This is a genomic window from Thermomicrobium sp. CFH 73360 (assembly GCF_023806465.1).
Taxonomy (GTDB): Bacteria; Chloroflexota; Chloroflexia; order Thermomicrobiales; family Thermomicrobiaceae; genus Thermomicrobium.
Genome location: NZ_JAMSLS010000002.1, coordinates 1 through 15885, shown reverse-complemented (window position 1 = coordinate 15885; position 15885 = coordinate 1). Strand labels below are relative to the sequence as shown.

13 protein-coding genes, 2 tRNA genes and 1 pseudogene are annotated in these 15885 nt (G+C 61.3%); 2 read left to right on the top strand and 14 right to left on the bottom strand.

Annotated features, from left to right (window positions below; all coding sequences use genetic code 11):
• Window positions 1-580: 580 nt before the first annotated feature.
• The 11 genes from NET03_RS13745 to NET03_RS03385 form a co-directional block, all read right to left on the bottom strand.
• Window positions 581-1240: a thrombospondin type 3 repeat-containing protein gene (locus tag NET03_RS13745; protein ID WP_252127499.1), complete on the bottom strand. Its 660-nt coding sequence runs from the start codon at window positions 1238-1240 to the stop codon at window positions 581-583.
• A gap of 368 nt (window positions 1241-1608) precedes the next feature.
• On the bottom strand, window positions 1609-2055 hold the full coding sequence (locus tag NET03_RS03430; protein ID WP_252127498.1) for a hypothetical protein: 447 nt from the start codon (window positions 2053-2055) through the stop codon (window positions 1609-1611).
• Between the two features lie 557 nt (window positions 2056-2612).
• The gene (locus tag NET03_RS03425; RefSeq protein WP_252127497.1) at window positions 2613-3278 is read right to left on the bottom strand and encodes a copper chaperone PCu(A)C; all 666 of its coding nucleotides are present in this window, start codon (window positions 3276-3278) and stop codon (window positions 2613-2615) included.
• A 38-nt stretch (window positions 3279-3316) separates the two neighbouring features.
• Window positions 3317-3943, bottom strand: coding sequence for an SCO family protein (locus NET03_RS03420; protein ID WP_252127496.1), 627 nt, complete (start codon window positions 3941-3943; stop codon window positions 3317-3319).
• Window positions 3943-4581, bottom strand: a complete 639-nt coding sequence (locus tag NET03_RS03415) for an SCO family protein (RefSeq protein ID WP_252127495.1) — start codon at window positions 4579-4581, stop codon at window positions 3943-3945. Before NET03_RS03415 ends, NET03_RS03420 begins: the two co-directional genes overlap by 1 nt.
• Window positions 4582-5478: 897 nt before the next feature.
• A complete protein-coding gene (locus NET03_RS03410; protein ID WP_252127494.1) occupies window positions 5479-6423 on the bottom strand; it encodes an LLM class flavin-dependent oxidoreductase in 945 nt (314 codons plus the stop codon).
• Between the two features lie 113 nt (window positions 6424-6536).
• Window positions 6537-7316, bottom strand: a complete 780-nt coding sequence (dapB, locus tag NET03_RS03405; protein WP_252127493.1) for a 4-hydroxy-tetrahydrodipicolinate reductase — start codon at window positions 7314-7316, stop codon at window positions 6537-6539.
• A complete protein-coding gene (gene dapA / locus NET03_RS03400) occupies window positions 7316-8224 on the bottom strand; it encodes a 4-hydroxy-tetrahydrodipicolinate synthase (RefSeq protein ID WP_252127492.1) in 909 nt (302 codons plus the stop codon). The genes dapB and dapA overlap by 1 nt, the downstream gene beginning before the upstream one ends.
• Before the next feature lie 530 nt (window positions 8225-8754).
• Window positions 8755-9480, bottom strand: a complete 726-nt coding sequence (locus NET03_RS03395; RefSeq protein WP_252127491.1) for a B3/B4 domain-containing protein — start codon at window positions 9478-9480, stop codon at window positions 8755-8757.
• An 18-nt stretch (window positions 9481-9498) separates the two neighbouring features.
• A complete protein-coding gene (locus NET03_RS03390; protein WP_252127490.1) occupies window positions 9499-10803 on the bottom strand; it encodes a glycosyltransferase in 1305 nt (434 codons plus the stop codon).
• Between the two features lie 88 nt (window positions 10804-10891).
• A tRNA-Arg gene (locus tag NET03_RS03385) sits at window positions 10892-10965 on the bottom strand.
• A gap of 101 nt (window positions 10966-11066) precedes the next feature.
• Between NET03_RS03385 and NET03_RS03380 the strand changes: the two genes are divergently transcribed.
• Both NET03_RS03380 and selA read left to right on the top strand, forming a co-directional pair.
• Window positions 11067-11141: transfer RNA gene (locus NET03_RS03380), tRNA-Pro, on the top strand.
• Window positions 11142-11190: 49 nt separating this feature from the next.
• Window positions 11191-12606, top strand: a complete 1416-nt coding sequence (selA, locus tag NET03_RS03375; protein ID WP_252127489.1) for an L-seryl-tRNA(Sec) selenium transferase — start codon at window positions 11191-11193, stop codon at window positions 12604-12606.
• On the opposite strand, the gene dnaG is transcribed toward selA, so the two are convergent.
• From dnaG to NET03_RS03360, 3 genes and pseudogenes are all read right to left on the bottom strand, one after another.
• Complete coding sequence (gene dnaG, locus NET03_RS03370; RefSeq protein ID WP_252127488.1) at window positions 12599-14449, bottom strand: DNA primase; 1851 nt, start codon at window positions 14447-14449, stop codon at window positions 12599-12601. The two genes, selA and dnaG, sit on opposite strands and share 8 nt — an antisense overlap.
• Window positions 14450-14453: 4 nt before the next feature.
• A complete protein-coding gene (locus NET03_RS03365) occupies window positions 14454-15509 on the bottom strand; it encodes a deoxyguanosinetriphosphate triphosphohydrolase (protein WP_252127487.1) in 1056 nt (351 codons plus the stop codon).
• A gap of 149 nt (window positions 15510-15658) precedes the next feature.
• Window positions 15659-15885: pseudogene (locus NET03_RS03360) on the bottom strand (aminomethyl transferase family protein); the annotation flags it as partial.

Here is a 15885-nt window from a genome sequence, read left to right as displayed (position 1 = left end):
CCTGTTGCGCCGCCATTCAAAGTGGGAAGAGAGCACCAAGACGAACGGCCTGCCCAGTACGTGGGAGCTCGGGGGCAGACGCACGTTGCACCAAGGAGGGATCGACAGTCGGTGCGCTGCTTCTGGTCCGACCTCCACAGCATACTTGGCGCGCAGAGCTCATTGGCCGCCGTCTGAATCTCTTTTGGCTCTGTCGAACACTTGGTGAGGACGGATCACCAACAGCGTCTCCTGGCCCACAGGCAGGCCGGTGTCAGTAAGAGCTCGCCTGTGGGGATACAACGGATGGATTGAAACGGGTGGTCGGCTGCGGAGTCACCCTGGAGTTCGATTTGTTCAGGACGTTCATCTTACTCTTTGGCAGGGTAGTGTGATTCGAGCGAGCGATTGTCGCATGTGCGAGCGTGGCCGTAGGGTGGGTGATGGCCGACGAGGGCATCCGTTGTGCCCAGTTGGACCGCGACGCGGGAAAGTGCTATGGAGCAGCGCATCTGGATCGATTTCCAGGCGCGGCTGGAGCAGTACTTGGGAGCAGACTCATAGGAAACAGAAAAATTAGCCTGGCATCCTCGCGTGAAAGCTAGTGCTGTTGGCAGTTGTAGGCGAACTGCCATGGACTGCACGGGTCGAATGGATCACTCCCTTGCAGGATTTCTTGGCCGTCCCACGTTCCGTCCACATCGGTAGCGTGCGATCGTGGATCTGTCCCGTATCGGCGGACCTCCTCGCCATCGCTGAGGCCATCTCCGTCGGTATCGGAGTTCACCGGGTCGGTACCAAGGCGGCGTTCCTCGTCGTCACTGAGCCCGTCGCGGTCAGTATCGACGACGGCGGCGGGTGGAGGAGGCGGTGCTGACTCCGGCGGTCGAGTAGCAGGCGGGGGCTGGGGCTGCTGCGGTGGCGGCATGGAGGGAGTCGGTGACGGGGAAGGGAGCGGACCGATATCGAGCGAGACCCATGGAGTAATTGGCTCTCTGGTTCCTGCGTGTAACGCACGGAGTTGCCACGTTCCGGCAATGTCTTGGTTGCCTACGACTTGACATGGACGAAGTTCAAGCACTTGCCAATCAGCCTGGACCAAAGTGAGGAGAGTCAGGTTGACTGGCTCGCGGCCGGGAGCGGCAACCTGGACGATGACCGAGAGTGCTTGACCAACCGAATCTGTTGCGTTCCTCAGCCGGACCGTGACGACGTCATCGCAGGACCCAAGCTGAACGGGTTGCTGTGGTAGTTGCCACACCAGAGTCACGTTGGGGGCTGGAGTGGGGTGGGGGGCTGAGTGACAGTGAACTGACCCACGGCGATCGGTTGTTCTGGAGCGTCCTTCCGGTGCCAACGGACGGTCCAGGCACCCGGGGGAACCACGTTTCCTCCTGTCACCGTGCAGAGGGAGAGCTGGAGCGTCGTGGCCTCTGAACCACGGAGAGTAAGACTAGGAGTCACGAACTGCTGGCCGGACGGTGAGACCACGACGGCATAAAGGACGACTGTCTCCTGGCCCGCTCCTGTGCGGTGGCGGATCCCGATCTCCACAGGCACACTGCTGCTGGCACAATGATCAGCGAGGGTCGGCATCGTTGGCAAGACAAGTTCCCAGAGGGTGACGCTCTACGGGTTGGGAAGAATCACAAAGCTCGCTTCGGCTAAGACACGGCTCTGATCATGCTGGTCAACGAGACGGGCACGCCAGGTACCACTTGGGATGTTGGGACCGAAATGCTCTCCGAGGTCCACAGCGAGTTCGAAAGTTGCCTGACGCACTTCCTTGAGGAGAACGACGGTAAACGCGCCGTTTGGGGGAGCCAATTCGAGCTGAACAATGGTCGAACTGGCAGTGCTCGGGGGTGCGAGCCGAATACGGAGCGTGGGGGTGGTGCCTGGCTCAAGGCGGAGCGTCTGAATGGTGAGTGACCATCGATCGGTGGTAGGCAGGGGTGTCGGCTCTGGTGCTGTCCGGAGACAAGCGACCAGAAAGAGCGTGGCGTAAAGAGCGAAGAAGGTGAGGGCACGGTGGGGGTGGTGGATCGCTGCGTCGGTGGTCCCTTGGGGCTTCATCACGGTTGTCCTCGCTGCCTCACAGACCGAAGTATGGGTTTATTTTGCCCAGCGATGACGGAAACGCAAGCTATTCCACAATAGATTGGCTCGTGAGCCGTACTACTCAGAGAACCGCTTCAAACGCGCCTCACAAGGGCAGGTATCGCAAAAGGTATCCCATGGCACAAAGAACGGTGCAAAGACCGAGGAAGTGTTGAAGCAATTGTAGTACTGCGCACTTCCAGGGAACAGGAGAGCCCTGGAGGTACACCGCGGTCCTCGAGTCGTCATGAGAACTACCACAGGTCAACATTCGAGGCAGAAGAAGCAGGAGTTGTTTCTGGGTATGACGCTGAGCGCCGAAGATCACATGGCCTACCGGCGTCGACTGCGCGAGACCGAGACGCTGGGTATGACGCTGAGCGTGGAAGATCACCTGAATGAGGTCCCTGTGAAGAGTGGCGAGCAGGGACCGACACGTGTTGGTGAGACGTCATCCTCAGGGGTGGAGAGAAGATTGGAAGACAAAAGGCGCCAGGGGTTGTCCCCTGGCGCCGCCGGTTGGAACTCCTGCGTCAAGGTTTGACGACCGTCGCTTCCACGTGGACGTGCCCAGCTTGTTCAAAGTGGAGTTCCACTTCGATGGTGTCACCCGGATTGAGGTCGCGTGTCAAACCGATGAGCATGACGTGCAGACCACCCGGTTTGAGTTCGACGGTTCCCTTCGCTGGCACATCAATGCCGTCGACCGGTTGCATCTTCATGACACCGCCTTCCATTCTGGTCTCATGGAGTTCAACCGTCTGGGCAGCGTCACAGTGGGCGTGGAGGAGACGGTCGGGTTGGTCACCGGTGTTCTCAATCACCATGTACACTGCGCTGAGGCCGTCAGCCTGTGTTGCAGCACGAGCCCAGACGTTGCGAAGAATGAACGGGCCTTCACGGAACTCGTTCTGCACCGGTGGTGTCGCCATGCCCATCCCCATGCCGTGACCCATCGTTGGCGTCCCGTGCATGGCGCTTGGTGTCGGAGTTGGGACCGGGGTGGGTGTCGGAGGGGTGGTCGGTGTAGGGCTCGGTACAGTGGTCGGTGAGGGCTGAACCGCGGCTGCCGGGGTGGGTGACGATGCGGCTGTTGGCGTTGGGGTAGTTCCTCCGGCACAGGCCACACTAAAAAGTAGACTCGTCGCTACGATCCACAGCGCAATCGTGCGATACGAGCGAATCACTCGTCGTACCATGGTGCTCCTCCCACGACTGTTCGGTACTACCAGAACCTTCAAGACCGCAACAGCGTGCGGAGGTCGCTCGCCATTTGCTCCGGTGTCAACCCGAACGGGAGGACAGCGCGTAATCGACCCTCTCGGTCGAGCACGAAGGTCGAGGCTGTATGTTCGACGAGATACCCGAGAGCGGAGGTCGATTGGACCTTCGCGTAGTGGACTCCAAAGGCCGTGGCGAGTTCCTGGATCGCCTGCTCATCACCAGTCAATCCGATATAGGAGGAGTCGTACTTTGCCAAGTAGCTGGCAAGTCGCTCCGGAGTATCGCGTTCCGGGTCGACGGAGACGAAGACGAACTGGATGCGATCTGCCTGATTCCCGAGTAGCTCGCGTGCCCGCGTGACAGTGGATGCGGTCATCGGGCAGACGTCCGGGCAGTGCGTGTAGCCGAAGAAGACAACGGTCACCTTGCCGCGGAAGTCGGTCAAGGCGTGCGCTTGCCCGTCGCTTCCCTGAAGGCGGACTACAGGAACGTCTTGCGGGGGATCAAGCAGCATCCCATTGAACGCGGTAGTGGCTGCGCGTGACTGCCAGTAGAACCAGCCGGTGACGATGAGGACGAGCGCGATCAGGGCGAGCTCGGCGATGACGATTCGGCGGATCCAGGGACGTGTTGGTCGCATCAGAGTCCTCCAACGTTGCAGGTGAAGAGGTGCGCCGCTTCGTAGAGATAACGCCGGAGTCCACGACTCTCTCGGATTTCCTTCTTCAGCGCTGCCAGATCTTGTGCAATTACCTGCGGCTGCGGGGAAACCCGATATTCAGCCCGCACGATCCCGGCAGGGTCCACGATGATGAGAATCGGGTCGGGCAGCGAACCGGCAGCGCTGACGACACGCGGCACACGGAAACCGGCGAGAACCAGTTCCAGCTGTCGCGCGTCATCGGTGCCAAGGACACGCCACGGAAGTGGCGCAGCGGGCAGCTGCCCCTCGAGCGCTGCAAGGTCCGCAGGTGTGGCAGGTGAGGTGACAATCCAGACCAGCTGGAACTGCTCCGGAGACAGATCTCGCGGGAGTGCGGTCGCGACTGTTCGACCCCATGCGCGACAGCGCTCATCACACTGCGCTGGTCCAAAAGTGACAACAAGCGTGCTCCCTCGCAAGGAATCGCTCGAGACGGTCTCCCCGGTAGGGTCTTGTAGACCGAAGCCCGGAGCGAGTCGCAGTCGAGGGAGGACTTGTGGGGCGGCTATCGCACTCCACACGATTGAGAGCGTGGCCGCCAAGAGAACCGTGACCAACGCGAAGCGGCGAACCATCACACGGACACCTCAGCAATGACGTCAAGTCAGACACCGGATACGTGGCGAGCGACCCGACTTTCCCTGGTAGCCAGCCGCGGTGGGGGCACCGGCGGTTTCACTGTTCTGCCTGTAGGCCGCGCGTGGCGAATCTCGCGACATGACTGGCGCAGGAGCGCGAGGTTGAGGAGGAACACGCCAAAGAGGATGATTGGCATAGTACTGCCGAACGGTACGAGCGGGGGTGGTGCGTTGACGCTTGGTCCCGTGGGGAGATCTCGACTTGCTGATGCGCCCGCGGTCGCGGAAGACGAATGGCCATGGTGGTGTCCGGGAAGTTCGAACCAGAGGTGTGGGTGGGGCAGGTCAGCGCCGCATAAGCATGACGTGGGCTGCGCGAATGTGAGCCAACCCGCACTTAGGAGGACGAGGAGCGATACGAATGAACTCAGTCTCTGCCACATCAGCCCTTGCTCCTCGCTCCACCACGTCTCTCCCTCTACAATGCTACGGCTTGGTGAGTGCGCGGCGCAAACGCGTGTTCCATCATGAGACGGCTGATGGGGCGGGCGTGGAGCCGGCTAGGCAGTGCTCCACTGCGTCGCTCGTCTGGTCGGAGTCCCGCCTCCCGCTCGTCGGCGAGCCATGCAGCCTGTCTTTGACGGAGCTTTCGGGGGCCCGGCGCCGCTCGTCGGGCCCGATTGTGGTGTGTGAAGACCGTTCACGCGCACTGGACGACGCTTGCCACAAAGCCGGATGAGGTGACCTCGGCCACCTGATGAGAATGGTCGGGAAGCCGAGCGCTTTGCGAGATCGTCTTCCCCCGGAAACAGTCCACGATCCGAAGCCACCATCACAAACTGGGCCGTCGCCAAAGGCGACAGCGGCACTCTTTTGGCTGGGCGCGCGAGTGAGTTAGCTGCGGCCTGTGAAGTGGGGCATAACCCGGTCGACAAAGGCTTGGAGAGCTTCAAAATCGACCGGGGGGCGTACAGTGACGTTGATCCAGTCCGCCCCCGAGTCCCGATAGGCCTGGAGCTCTTCGATGATCTTGCTTGGGCCGCCAACAAGCCATCCGGGCTGTTCAAGGGCCTGTGGCCCTACTTGCTCTGCGAGACGGGCACGGAGACGTGCCACCGCCTGGTCGTCGTCTTCAGGGGCCATGTACAACCCGACCTGCACTGCGAGGCGAACTGTAGCCGGGTCGCGTCCCTCCACCTCGCACCAGTGCTCGAGTGCAGTCCGCTTCTGACGAAAACCCTCAGGACTCACGTACGGAATGTTCCAGCCGTCGGCGTACCGTGCCGCTATGTGGGCCGTGCGACGTTCCCCGGCGCCACCAACCCACAGTGGGAGTCGAGTCTGGAGTGGCTTGGGGAGCACGCGGGCCTCGCGAAGCTGGATCCACCGTCCCTCAACAGTCACAGCATCCTGTTCGAGCAAGGCACGCAGGGACTGTATACCTTCCTCAAGCTGGTCAAGTCGTTCACGATCCGAGAGGAACGGGTAACCGAAGGCCCGATACTCCGGCTCGTGCCATCCCGCGCCGAGTCCAACTTCGAGTCGTCCACCGCTGAGGTGGTCGATGGTGACAATGGACTTGGCAAGCAGCCCAATATTTCGGAATTGGACCGCGAAGACCATACACCCGAAGCGGATGCGCTGCGTCTCACAGGCGATCGCCGAAAGGAGAGCGACGCTTTCGAAGTGTGGAATCTGGTCGGAGGTGCGGGCGTAGAAGTGATCCCAGACCGAGAACCAGTGGAAGTCATGTGCATCAGCAAAGCGCCAGAGTCGGCGCAGTTCATCCACCGTTGTGTTCTGTGGCCCAACGTGGATACCGAATCGCATCGTGGTCATTTCGCCCCCTCGTGTGATGAGGTTAACTGCCAAGCTGTCACCCGATCCTACAGCATGTGGTCTGGGACGAGAATACCCCGCCGACCCTTGGGTCGGCGGGATCACGTTGCACATTACATCTCATAAAGGAGGTCAGTGAACTGGTACAGGCCAGGGGAGCGGCCGACGAGGCGGCGGGCTGCCTCGAGCGCCCCAGCTGCATAAGCGCGCCGACTCTGTGCCCAATGGGTGATCTCGATTCCTTCCTCGTCGGAGGCGAAAAGCAGCGCATGTCGGCCGATTTCGCCCCCGGCACGAATTGCGTGGATCCCGAGTTCTCCCGGCTGGCGCGTGGCGATCCCGGGCCCGCGCCCGTACACGAATGAGGTGTTGGCCGCTCGTGCTGCGGCCACGACCCGTGCCAGCGTCAGCGCCGTGCCGGATGGTGCATCACGCTTCTGCCGGTGGTGTCTCTCCATGAGTTCACAGTCCCAGCTCGCGAGTACCCGTGCGAGCTCCGGGACGATCCGCAAGAGCACCGCTATCCCGATGCTGAAATTCGTTGCGTGGACAACTGGAATCGATGTTGCAGCCTGACGTATGGCAGCGAACTCCGATTCCCGAAGTCCGGTCGTGCCACTCACAAAGGCCACGCCCGAGTCAGCTGCAGCGAGTGCCGCATCAGCCGTCACCTCTGGACGGCTGAAATCGATGACGACGTCCACACCTGAGACGAGCTCGGAGAGGTCATGCGTGAGTCGGACGGTGCGCGGAAGCACGCGGGAGGTCTCCGCCAGGTCGCGACTGGGACTCACCAGGCCAGCGACAAGCTCGATGTCTGGTGCGGCGGCAGCGCATTCAGCAACGACCCGCCCCATACGTCCAGTGATCCCGATAAGCGCAAGGCGCAGCATCAGGCAACCTCCCCTACGGCGTGAGGAAGGCGCTCAGCTGTGTGCGGGCAGGAGGCGAGGACCGCACGGAGGCGCTCTCGATTCGCAGGGGTCAGTGGTGCAAGTGGAAGACGAACGTCGGCACGGCACAGGCCAAGCAGCTCCGCAGCGGCCTTGACGGGAACGGGGTTCGTCTCGATGAACAACGCGCGAGCCAGGAAGAAAAGCTCGTGATGGAGGCGTCGCGCGCGTTCGAGTTCTCCACGCAGTGCAGCACGGACCATTGCGGCGGTGGCTGCTGGGGCGACGTTGGCGAGGACGGAGACGACACCGCGACCACCCACGGCGAGAATTGGAAGTGTGAGCGAGTCGTCGCCACTGAGAATCGCGCAGCGATCCCCCACGGCAAGGACGAGTTCACTGACTTGATCGAGCGAACCGCTTGACTCCTTGATGGCGACGATCGGTGCCTGCTCCACCATCCGGCGCGCCGTCTCGGGGGTAAGGTTGACTCCGGTCCGCCCGGGGACGTTGTAGACCACCAATGGCAGATCGACGGCGTCAGCGATCGCGACGACGTGCCGCAGGAGACCTTCCTGCTGCGGCTTGTTGTAATAGGGTGTGACAACCATTGCTGCGGTGGCACCAAGCTCGCGTGCGATTCGCGTGCGGGCAATGCTCACGGCAGTCGAATTCGTTCCAGTGCCGACGATGACCGGAACCCGGCCTGCTGTGCGCTCGATCACCAATTCGGCCACGCGTCGCCATTCATTATCGCTCAAACTCGGGGTCTCACCAGTCGTCCCGCATGGGACAAGACCGTCAACTCCCTCGGTAATAAGCCAATCAACGAGGTGACCGAGCGCTTGCTCATCGAGCCTCTCACCTACAAACGGGGTTATGACTGCAACAAACGTTCCCTCGAGCATGCCGTTCCCTCCGTCTTTCCGAACACGTTGCATGATGACCGCGTGACCATCCGATGTCGCACCGGAAAGGCACGCCTCACTTCTTTCGGCAAACTGGACGTGGACAAGCGTCTTGTCCAGCAGAGCTAGTGAACGCGGGAACGGCGTTTCAGGGGATAGACACGGCGGGGAGCAACAGGCAAGAAGCGCCTGGTCGGGGAATCTTCTCGAAGTTCGTCGGCTTGCCTTGGCGTCGTCACGGTCTCCAGCTCACTGACTGAGCCTGCCCAGCTTGCATCGTAACAGTCTTCTGTCTGACTGTCAAGAGGAACGCGGTGATGGGTTGCGGGGTGTTGACAACGGAGCACGGCCCGGCAAATCGCCCGGACGCTCCTCCGGTGGTCAGCCCAACGTCTCAACTCCCCATTTGGTCGAGGAGAAACCCGTATCTAAGCCGAGTTTGGTGCGGCATCGAGCGGCACATCAGCAGCGCTGACACCGTCGGAATCTACCGTGTGATCTGGAAGGTGCCGTGTCATCAGTCTCCCTCATCACGAAGGTTGCTCGATGTTGTTGAGGTGGATCTCCGGGTGCTCCCGATCGACGACTCCGCGCAAAATCGACGCACCGAGCAGTGTCCGGAGTTGCTCGGCAAGCCAGTCGGCCGCCTCTTGTGCCGCCTGCTCGGTCACGTGACGGAAGGCGTCGATGGGGAAGAAAATCCTGCGCGAGTCTGGTGTCACAAGGCCAAGTCGACTCTGTCGCCACACCCAGCGGCGGGTGCGGACTTCGTCGGCGTGTGCATAGATGAACTCACCTGGCTCGGGGATCTCTGCCTCACCCTCATTGAGCGGCAGAAACCGATCCACAGCCCGGCTTGGTCGAACAGTGAGGCCGTGTGGGGCACTCTCCAGATCATGAGCGCCGATCGGGACCAGAAAGCGCAGCGAGGCCGCATTGGCAAGATCAACGGCGGGATTGATGCTGGGTGGTGGATTTCCCTTGAGAGTCCGCCGAAGGAGAGATTCTACTGAGCTCTGATAGGTGCTCGCTGACCAGCCGAGTACCCGGAATGCCTGTCGCCAGACTGCAATCGCTCGCAATTCCTTCGGATCGGTGCCTCCAAGCCGTTCCTGCGTTGTGCGGACTGTCTCGGCCAAGAGAGTACGAGCAGTTTCAACATGGCAATGATTATCGACATGAAGCGCCACAACCACAACCACGAGATAGTCCGGAAATGTGGTGAAGATTTCCTCGGCGACCGAGAATTGGACCATTGCCAACCCTTTCCACCCTCACGCAGGACAGGGCTGTACGGCTTCCCGGCGTGCAACCTGTTCGTAGACCCTGATGACGGCGGTCGTGACCCGGTGCCAAGAGTAGCGGAGTGCGGCTTGCCGTGCACCAACTTGGAGGTGGGAGCGGAGTCTGTGATCGGTGAGCGTGCGGATCGTTGCCGCGGCTAGGGCATCTGGATCGTCAGGGGGTACATGCAGCCCCGAGACCTCATGTTCCACGCTGAAACGGAGTCCCCCCACACGACTCGCGATAACCGGCGTGCCGCAGGCCATCGCTTCAACGGCAACGAGACCAAACGATTCGTACCGTGACGGAATAAGACAGACGTCAGCAGCGTTGTAGAAGAGAGGGAGTTCGCTTTGCGGTCGCGAGCCAAGAAAACGGATGGACTCGGAAAGGCCGAGCGCCTCGGCTTCGGCAATGACACGGTTTAAGACCCGATCGGGCTCGGGCCCAGACAGACCATTCTGAAAGGTTCCACCAAGGAATAGGAGCAGTGGCCGCTCTTTCGCAAGTGTTGCGTGGACGCGTTGCCACGCACGCAGGAGCGTGTCGATGCCCTTGACAGGGTCAATTCGGCCGACAAAAAGGGCGGTCGGCCGATTCAGTTCGATTCCCATTTGTGCTCGGGCTGCAGCGCGGTCCAACGGGCGGAAATGTTCTGCGTCCACTCCTGGCGGAACAGTGCAGAGGCGCCCTGGAGGGGCACCAAGTTCGCTGACAATCGTCTCACGCTCATCTGGATTCGCGGCGATGACTGCGTCGGCGATGCGCGCGAGTCCTTGCTCGACTTGGAGGCGGAGCACGGATTCTGGCGGACTGGCCCGGACCGCGTTCTTCAGCACCGCAAGCGTATGAAACATCTGAACGAACGGAATGGGCCAGTATCGCTGGAGGAGGTGTGCGGCCCATCCGGATAGCCAGTAATGTGCATGGATCACATCGTAAGGACGCTGCTGACTGTAAACGCGGTACGCTAACTCGCTGACAAATTCCGGTACGTAGCAGAACAGCTGCTCCTTGGCAAGGGACATTGCAGGGCCAGCGTCAAGCGTCAGGACGCGGACGCCTGGGACTGGCTCGACGACGGGAGGGAGATCAGGATGGTCGCGTCGGGTGAAAATATCGACCTCAACACCACGCTGTGCTAGGTGACGGCTGAGTTCGCGGATATAGACGTTCATTCCGCCGGCGCTCCCGATGCCTGGTTGGGCGAGCGGGGACGTATGCAGGCTAATCATCGCCACCCGCCGGATGCCGACTGGAGGGAAGAAATCACGGTGCTCGAGCGCTGTCTCCACTCGCCTGAAATCCCTCCTCTCGAGGGTAGGCGCCCGAAACAAAACCACCGACACCAGTGGCCGGTGGCGGCGGGCTCCACGCACTCGGCGCCCGCGGAGGGACTCGAACCCCCGACCACAGGGCTTAGGACGCCCCGGCTCTTTCCCCTGAGCTACGCGGGCGCGTCACCCAGCACAGAGTCAATTCTAGCCGACTGCCGGGACGTCAGGCTAGGTTTCCTTGGCAAGTTCCTGTGCACTATGCTATACTGCCGCCGGAGAAGCGGGGAGTGGCGCAGCCCGGTTAGCGCGCCGCGTTCGGGACGCGGAGGTCGGAGGTTCGAATCCTCTCTCCCCGACGGGTGGCCGGCTTTGCCGGCCTTTTTCGTATCACCACGGAGCCCAGGAATGAACGAGCGCTCGACGCGCGACCTTCAACCGCAGCGGCACCTTCGTTCGCTTCCCGCTGTCTCAACGCTCCTGCAGCTTCCGGAGATCCACCCGTTTGCCGAGGCGCTCGGTGAGCGTGCAGTTGTTCAAGTAGCCCAAGAGGTGCTCGCTGCAGCGCGTCATCGCATCCTTGCGGGTGAGTCTCCGCCGGATGTTGTCGGGTGGCTACGGCATGAGCTCCAGCGCCTGATACGGCCACGTCTCGAACCGGTCATCAATGCGACCGGAGTCATCATCCACACCAATCTCGGGCGAGCTCCGGTGAGCGAGGAGGCAGCGTTCGCAATGCTGGAAGCTGCCCGCCGCTACACTGCGCTGGAAATCGAGCTGGAATCTGGCCGCCGCGGCGGACGCATGGCCGAACTCAGTCGTCTCTTATCGTTGCTCACTGGAGCCGAGGCGGGGCTGGTCGTCAATAACAATGCTGCTGCCGTGCTCCTCGTGCTCAGCACGTTCTGTGCGGGACGCTCGGTTTTGGTCTCGCGCAGTCAGGCGGTGGAGATCGGCGGAGGATTCCGCATCCCCGATGTGCTCCGGCAGAGCGGTGCCCGTCTGGTCGAGGTCGGGACAACGAACCGAACGTATGTCCGCGACTATGCCGAGGCGATCACCGACGAGACAGTAGCCATTCTCTCGGTGCACTGGAGTAATTTCCGTATTATTGGCTTCACGGCGCAGCCCGAGCTCCGGGAACTTGCGGAACTCGCGCAGACGCGTGGGCTGTTGTTGATCGAAGATCTCGGTAGTGGCGCCATGCTCGATACCGCTGCCTTTGGACTGGCGCACGAGCCGACTGTCCAGGAGGCAATCGCCGCCGGTGCCGACCTCGTCTGTTTTTCCGGGGACAAGTTACTCGGTGGCCCGCAGGCTGGCATCATCGTAGGGCGAAAGGAGTTAATCGAGCGCGTCGAACGGCACCCGCTGGCCCGTGCAGTCCGTGCCGATAAGACGGCACTTGCAGGGACCGCTGTGACCCTGCGCCACTACCTGCGTGGCGAGGCGGTGGAGAAAGTCCCGGTCTGGCGCATGATCGCCGCTCCGATTGAGGTGCTCGCTCAGCGTTGCCGAGCCTGGGCCGAACAGTTAGCAGATATCATTGAAGGGGAAATCATCCGCACTGAGGCGACGGTCGGTGGCGGGTCGCTGCCGGGAGAGACGTTGCCCAGCGTGGCACTCGCCATACCGGCGGCAACGATCGCGCGAAGTGTGCCCGGTCTTTCGGTTGACGAGTTGGCACGTCGCTTGCGGATTGGTCAGCCGCCAGTCGTCGGGAGGGTTGACGACGATCGCCTCCTACTGGATGTTCGCACTGTTCTTCCTGAGCAAGACGATGCGCTTGTTCAGGCACTGCGACGGGTTCTGCGTCCTATGTGACAGGATCCCGGGTATCGCGGAAGTACGGGCTCGGCTCGGGGTAGAACTCCGGGAAGCGTTGCTTCAGCGCCTCAACGAGCTCGAGCGCTGTTCGGAGTGCAGCACGATCGCCTGATTCTTCTGCCGCACGCACCTCGCTGAGGAGTGAACGCAACCGTTCGTCATGGCGTTCCCGGCGAAGCCGCCGAAAAGCGTCGCGAATGGCCTGCCTGGCGAGTGGGAGCGGAAGTTCCGGTTGTGCTGCAATTCGCTCACGCAGTTTCTGCCCATAGTGACGCAGCTCTTCCGGAATATCTGCGTCTTCGAGAGTGCGTCCAACGCGCACAAGCCCGAGAAGCTCTCGATGTTGTGCATCGAGGAGTGTCTCATCGTCAAGTTCAGCGGCGAGTCCGCGGGCTACTTCGGGATAGCGGAGCAGGAGCGCCACTAATTGCTGTTCTGGGGTAAGTGGACGAGTGCCTGCGGACGGATTGACCGGAGCTTTGACCGCGCTCAGCGGGCGGCGCCGGTAGGTGGCGAGCGCACGCCGTACGGTTTCCTCCGGCAGGTGAAGGCGGCGGGCAATCAAGCGTGTGTACAGGTCAATCTGGACGGGATCGCCGAGTTCGGTGAGTACGGGAGCAACGCGCTGAAGGAACTCGGTCGCAGCTCGGGAGTCAGCCGGTCGTTGCTCACCGATTAGAACATCAAGATAGTAATCAATGAGGGGAACAGGTTGGCCGAGCGCTTGGTCCCATCGCGCGCGGTCAGTACGAATGAGGTCGTCGGGGTCATAGCCCTCGGGCAACACGATGACCGAGAGTTCGATGCCGAGCGTCCGCTCAAAGCGGATCAGCTGGCGCGGATCAGCGACCGGCCGTTCTTGGTCGGCGAGCGTGGTGCGGAGCAGCTCGAGACTGCGCAGTGTCGCTTGTCGCCCAGCCGTATCGGCATCAAGTGCGAGCAAGATCCGATCGGCGAGCTTGCGAAGTTGTCGCGCTTGTCGTTCAGTCAATGCGGTGCCAAGCGAGGCAACAGTATTGGTGTAACCAAACTGGTGAGCGGTAACGGCGTCGAGATACCCCTCGACAACGATGACGGTCCGCTGCTGACGGATGGACTCTTCTGCAAGGTCGATCGCGTAGAGGACACGTCCTTTGTCAAAAAGCAGGGTTTGGGGCGAGTTGAGGTACTTTGGGTGGGCGTCACCCAGAGTCCGGCCGCCAAAACCGAGCACGTGTCCCTGCTGGTCGCGAATGGGGAAGATGAGCCGGTTGCGGAACCGATCGCTGACCGAACCATCCTCGCGCCGGACGACAAGGCCGGCTTCCACGAGTTCCTCTGGGGACGCGCCGTGTCGCGTGAGATAGCGTAGCAGAGCCGTTGAGGCCTCAGGAGCAAAACCGAGCCCGAAGCGCTCCGCTGTCGAGTGGTCGACACCACGTCGAGAGAGATAGTCGCGTGCCGGCTCACCAAAGGCGGTCGACCACAGCACGTGTGAGAACCATGCAGCTGCCAGTCGGTTCAGCTCGAGTAACCGTTGGCGCCGCTCGTCTTCCACCCGGTCGGCGGGCCGGAGTGGAGTGAGGGTGATACCAGCACGTTCGGCCAGGCGTTCGAGTGCCTCGCGGAAGTTGAGGTGTTCGGTGCGCATGAGAAAAGTAAGAGCGTCACCACTAGCGCCGCAGCCGAAGCAGTAGAAGGATTGCGTTTCCGGAAACACGTAGAAGGACGGTGTCTTCTCCTGATGGAATGGACAGAGAGCCTTGAAATTCTTACCCGCTTTTTGGAGCGGCAGGTAGTTCCCAATGAGGTCCACGATGTCGATCGCTTCGCGTACGCGCTCGATGTCTTCGCGTCCCATGACATCACCCAAGGAACGACCAGAATCGAGGCATGGAGATCGCCTCAAAACAGGCGAGGGCATACCGGTCAGTCATGCTCGCGACGTAGTCAGCAGCAATCCGTTCCACTGGCTCGTCGGTGAGGTTCCGACGGAAGTCTTCAGGCATATCCTCTGGATGCCGAACGTAGTGTTCATACAGGAACTGGATGAGTCGTTCTGCCTTGCGCGTTGACTCAAGCTGGTTGAGCGGCTCGTAGACACGCTCGAACAAGAAGTAGCGGAGCCGGTTTGCCACATTCTCGAGCTCGGGAGAGAGAAGGACCACTGGTTGTCCAGGAGTGAACGTCTCCAAGAGTGGTGCTGACGTCGCGATAACATCTGCAACGAGCCGGTGGATACGCTCGCTGTGCGTCCAACCAAGGATGTCCAGGATTTCGCGAGGAACGTCGTCCAGGTTGATAAGGCCCGCTCGGAGCGCGTCATCGAGATCGTGGTTGATATAGGCAATGCCATCACTGATCTTCACGACTTGACCCTCAAGGGTTGTGGGCCAGCCGGCTACGGAACTGGAGAGACTCTCCATCGTTTTAGAGTGTCGCAGGATCCCGTCACGGACTGGGTTCGTGAGATTCAGCCCGTGACCGTCTCGTTCCAGCCGATCAACAACGCGGAGGCTTTGTTCATTGTGGCGAAAACCTGGGAAGACGGCAGCGAGAGCTCGTTCCCCCGTGTGTCCGAAGGGCGTATGACCAAGGTCGTGGGCAAGGCCAATCGCCTCAATGAGATCTTCATTGAGCCGCAACGCCCGACCAATCGTTCGGGCAATCTGCGTCACTTCCAGAGTATGCGTCAGACGTGTCCGAAAGTGGTCACCGCTCGGCGCGATAAAAACCTGCGTCTTGTGCTTAAGCCGCCGGAATGCTTTCGAGTGGATGATCCGATCGCGATCACGCTGGAATGCAGTGCGAAGCGGACACTCCGGCTCGTATCGCTGCCGTGTGGCTTGACGACTACGCGTTGCAGCCGGGTGGAGCCAAGCATCTTCATGTTCTTCAAGTTGTTCGCGGATCGTTGGCATGGTCGGCTGTGTCCGTTCCTCTCTCATGGAAGTGTACGGACACCGCGGTGCTTCTGCCAGGGTGAACATCGTCTTGGTCTGCTGTCCCAGAAGCGAACGAGCTCCCCAGGTTACCCTGGGGAGCTCGGACGAGTCCGCGGAAGGGCTGTTTACTGCCGCGAGCGTGCCAACTGTTCGCGGTAGCGGCGGGCGGGTTCTGCGTACGGCGCCGGTCCAACTGTCACCCAGACCTCGGTCTGCACATGCCGCTCCACCGACGGCTTGCGCGATCCGCCATTCGGCTCGCCCCACACAATCCGCAGCCGTGTCCCTTCCTTGGCGTATTCCGGGGCGACCGTGCCGAGGGAAAGCACCCGCTCCTCGTTGGAGCTGAAGC

Excerpts from the sequence above, each read along its gene's own strand:
- NET03_RS03430 (WP_252127498.1), bottom strand. The coding sequence starts at position 2,055 with ATGAAGCCCCAAGGGACCACCGACGCAGCGATCCACCACCCCCACCGT.
- NET03_RS03425 (WP_252127497.1), bottom strand. The coding sequence starts at position 3,278 with ATGGTACGACGAGTGATTCGCTCGTATCGCACGATTGCGCTGTGGATC.
- NET03_RS03420 (WP_252127496.1), bottom strand. The coding sequence starts at position 3,943 with ATGCGACCAACACGTCCCTGGATCCGCCGAATCGTCATCGCCGAGCTC.
- NET03_RS03415 (WP_252127495.1), bottom strand. The coding sequence starts at position 4,581 with ATGGTTCGCCGCTTCGCGTTGGTCACGGTTCTCTTGGCGGCCACGCTC.
- NET03_RS03410 (WP_252127494.1), bottom strand. The coding sequence starts at position 6,423 with ATGACCACGATGCGATTCGGTATCCACGTTGGGCCACAGAACACAACG.
- dapB (WP_252127493.1), bottom strand. The coding sequence starts at position 7,316 with ATGCTGCGCCTTGCGCTTATCGGGATCACTGGACGTATGGGGCGGGTC.
- dapA (WP_252127492.1), bottom strand. The coding sequence starts at position 8,224 with ATGCTCGAGGGAACGTTTGTTGCAGTCATAACCCCGTTTGTAGGTGAG.
- NET03_RS03395 (WP_252127491.1), bottom strand. The coding sequence starts at position 9,480 with ATGGTCCAATTCTCGGTCGCCGAGGAAATCTTCACCACATTTCCGGAC.
- selA (WP_252127489.1), top strand. The coding sequence starts at position 11,191 with ATGAACGAGCGCTCGACGCGCGACCTTCAACCGCAGCGGCACCTTCGT.
- dnaG (WP_252127488.1), bottom strand. The coding sequence starts at position 14,449 with ATGGGACGCGAAGACATCGAGCGCGTACGCGAAGCGATCGACATCGTG.
- NET03_RS03365 (WP_252127487.1), bottom strand. The coding sequence starts at position 15,509 with ATGCCAACGATCCGCGAACAACTTGAAGAACATGAAGATGCTTGGCTC.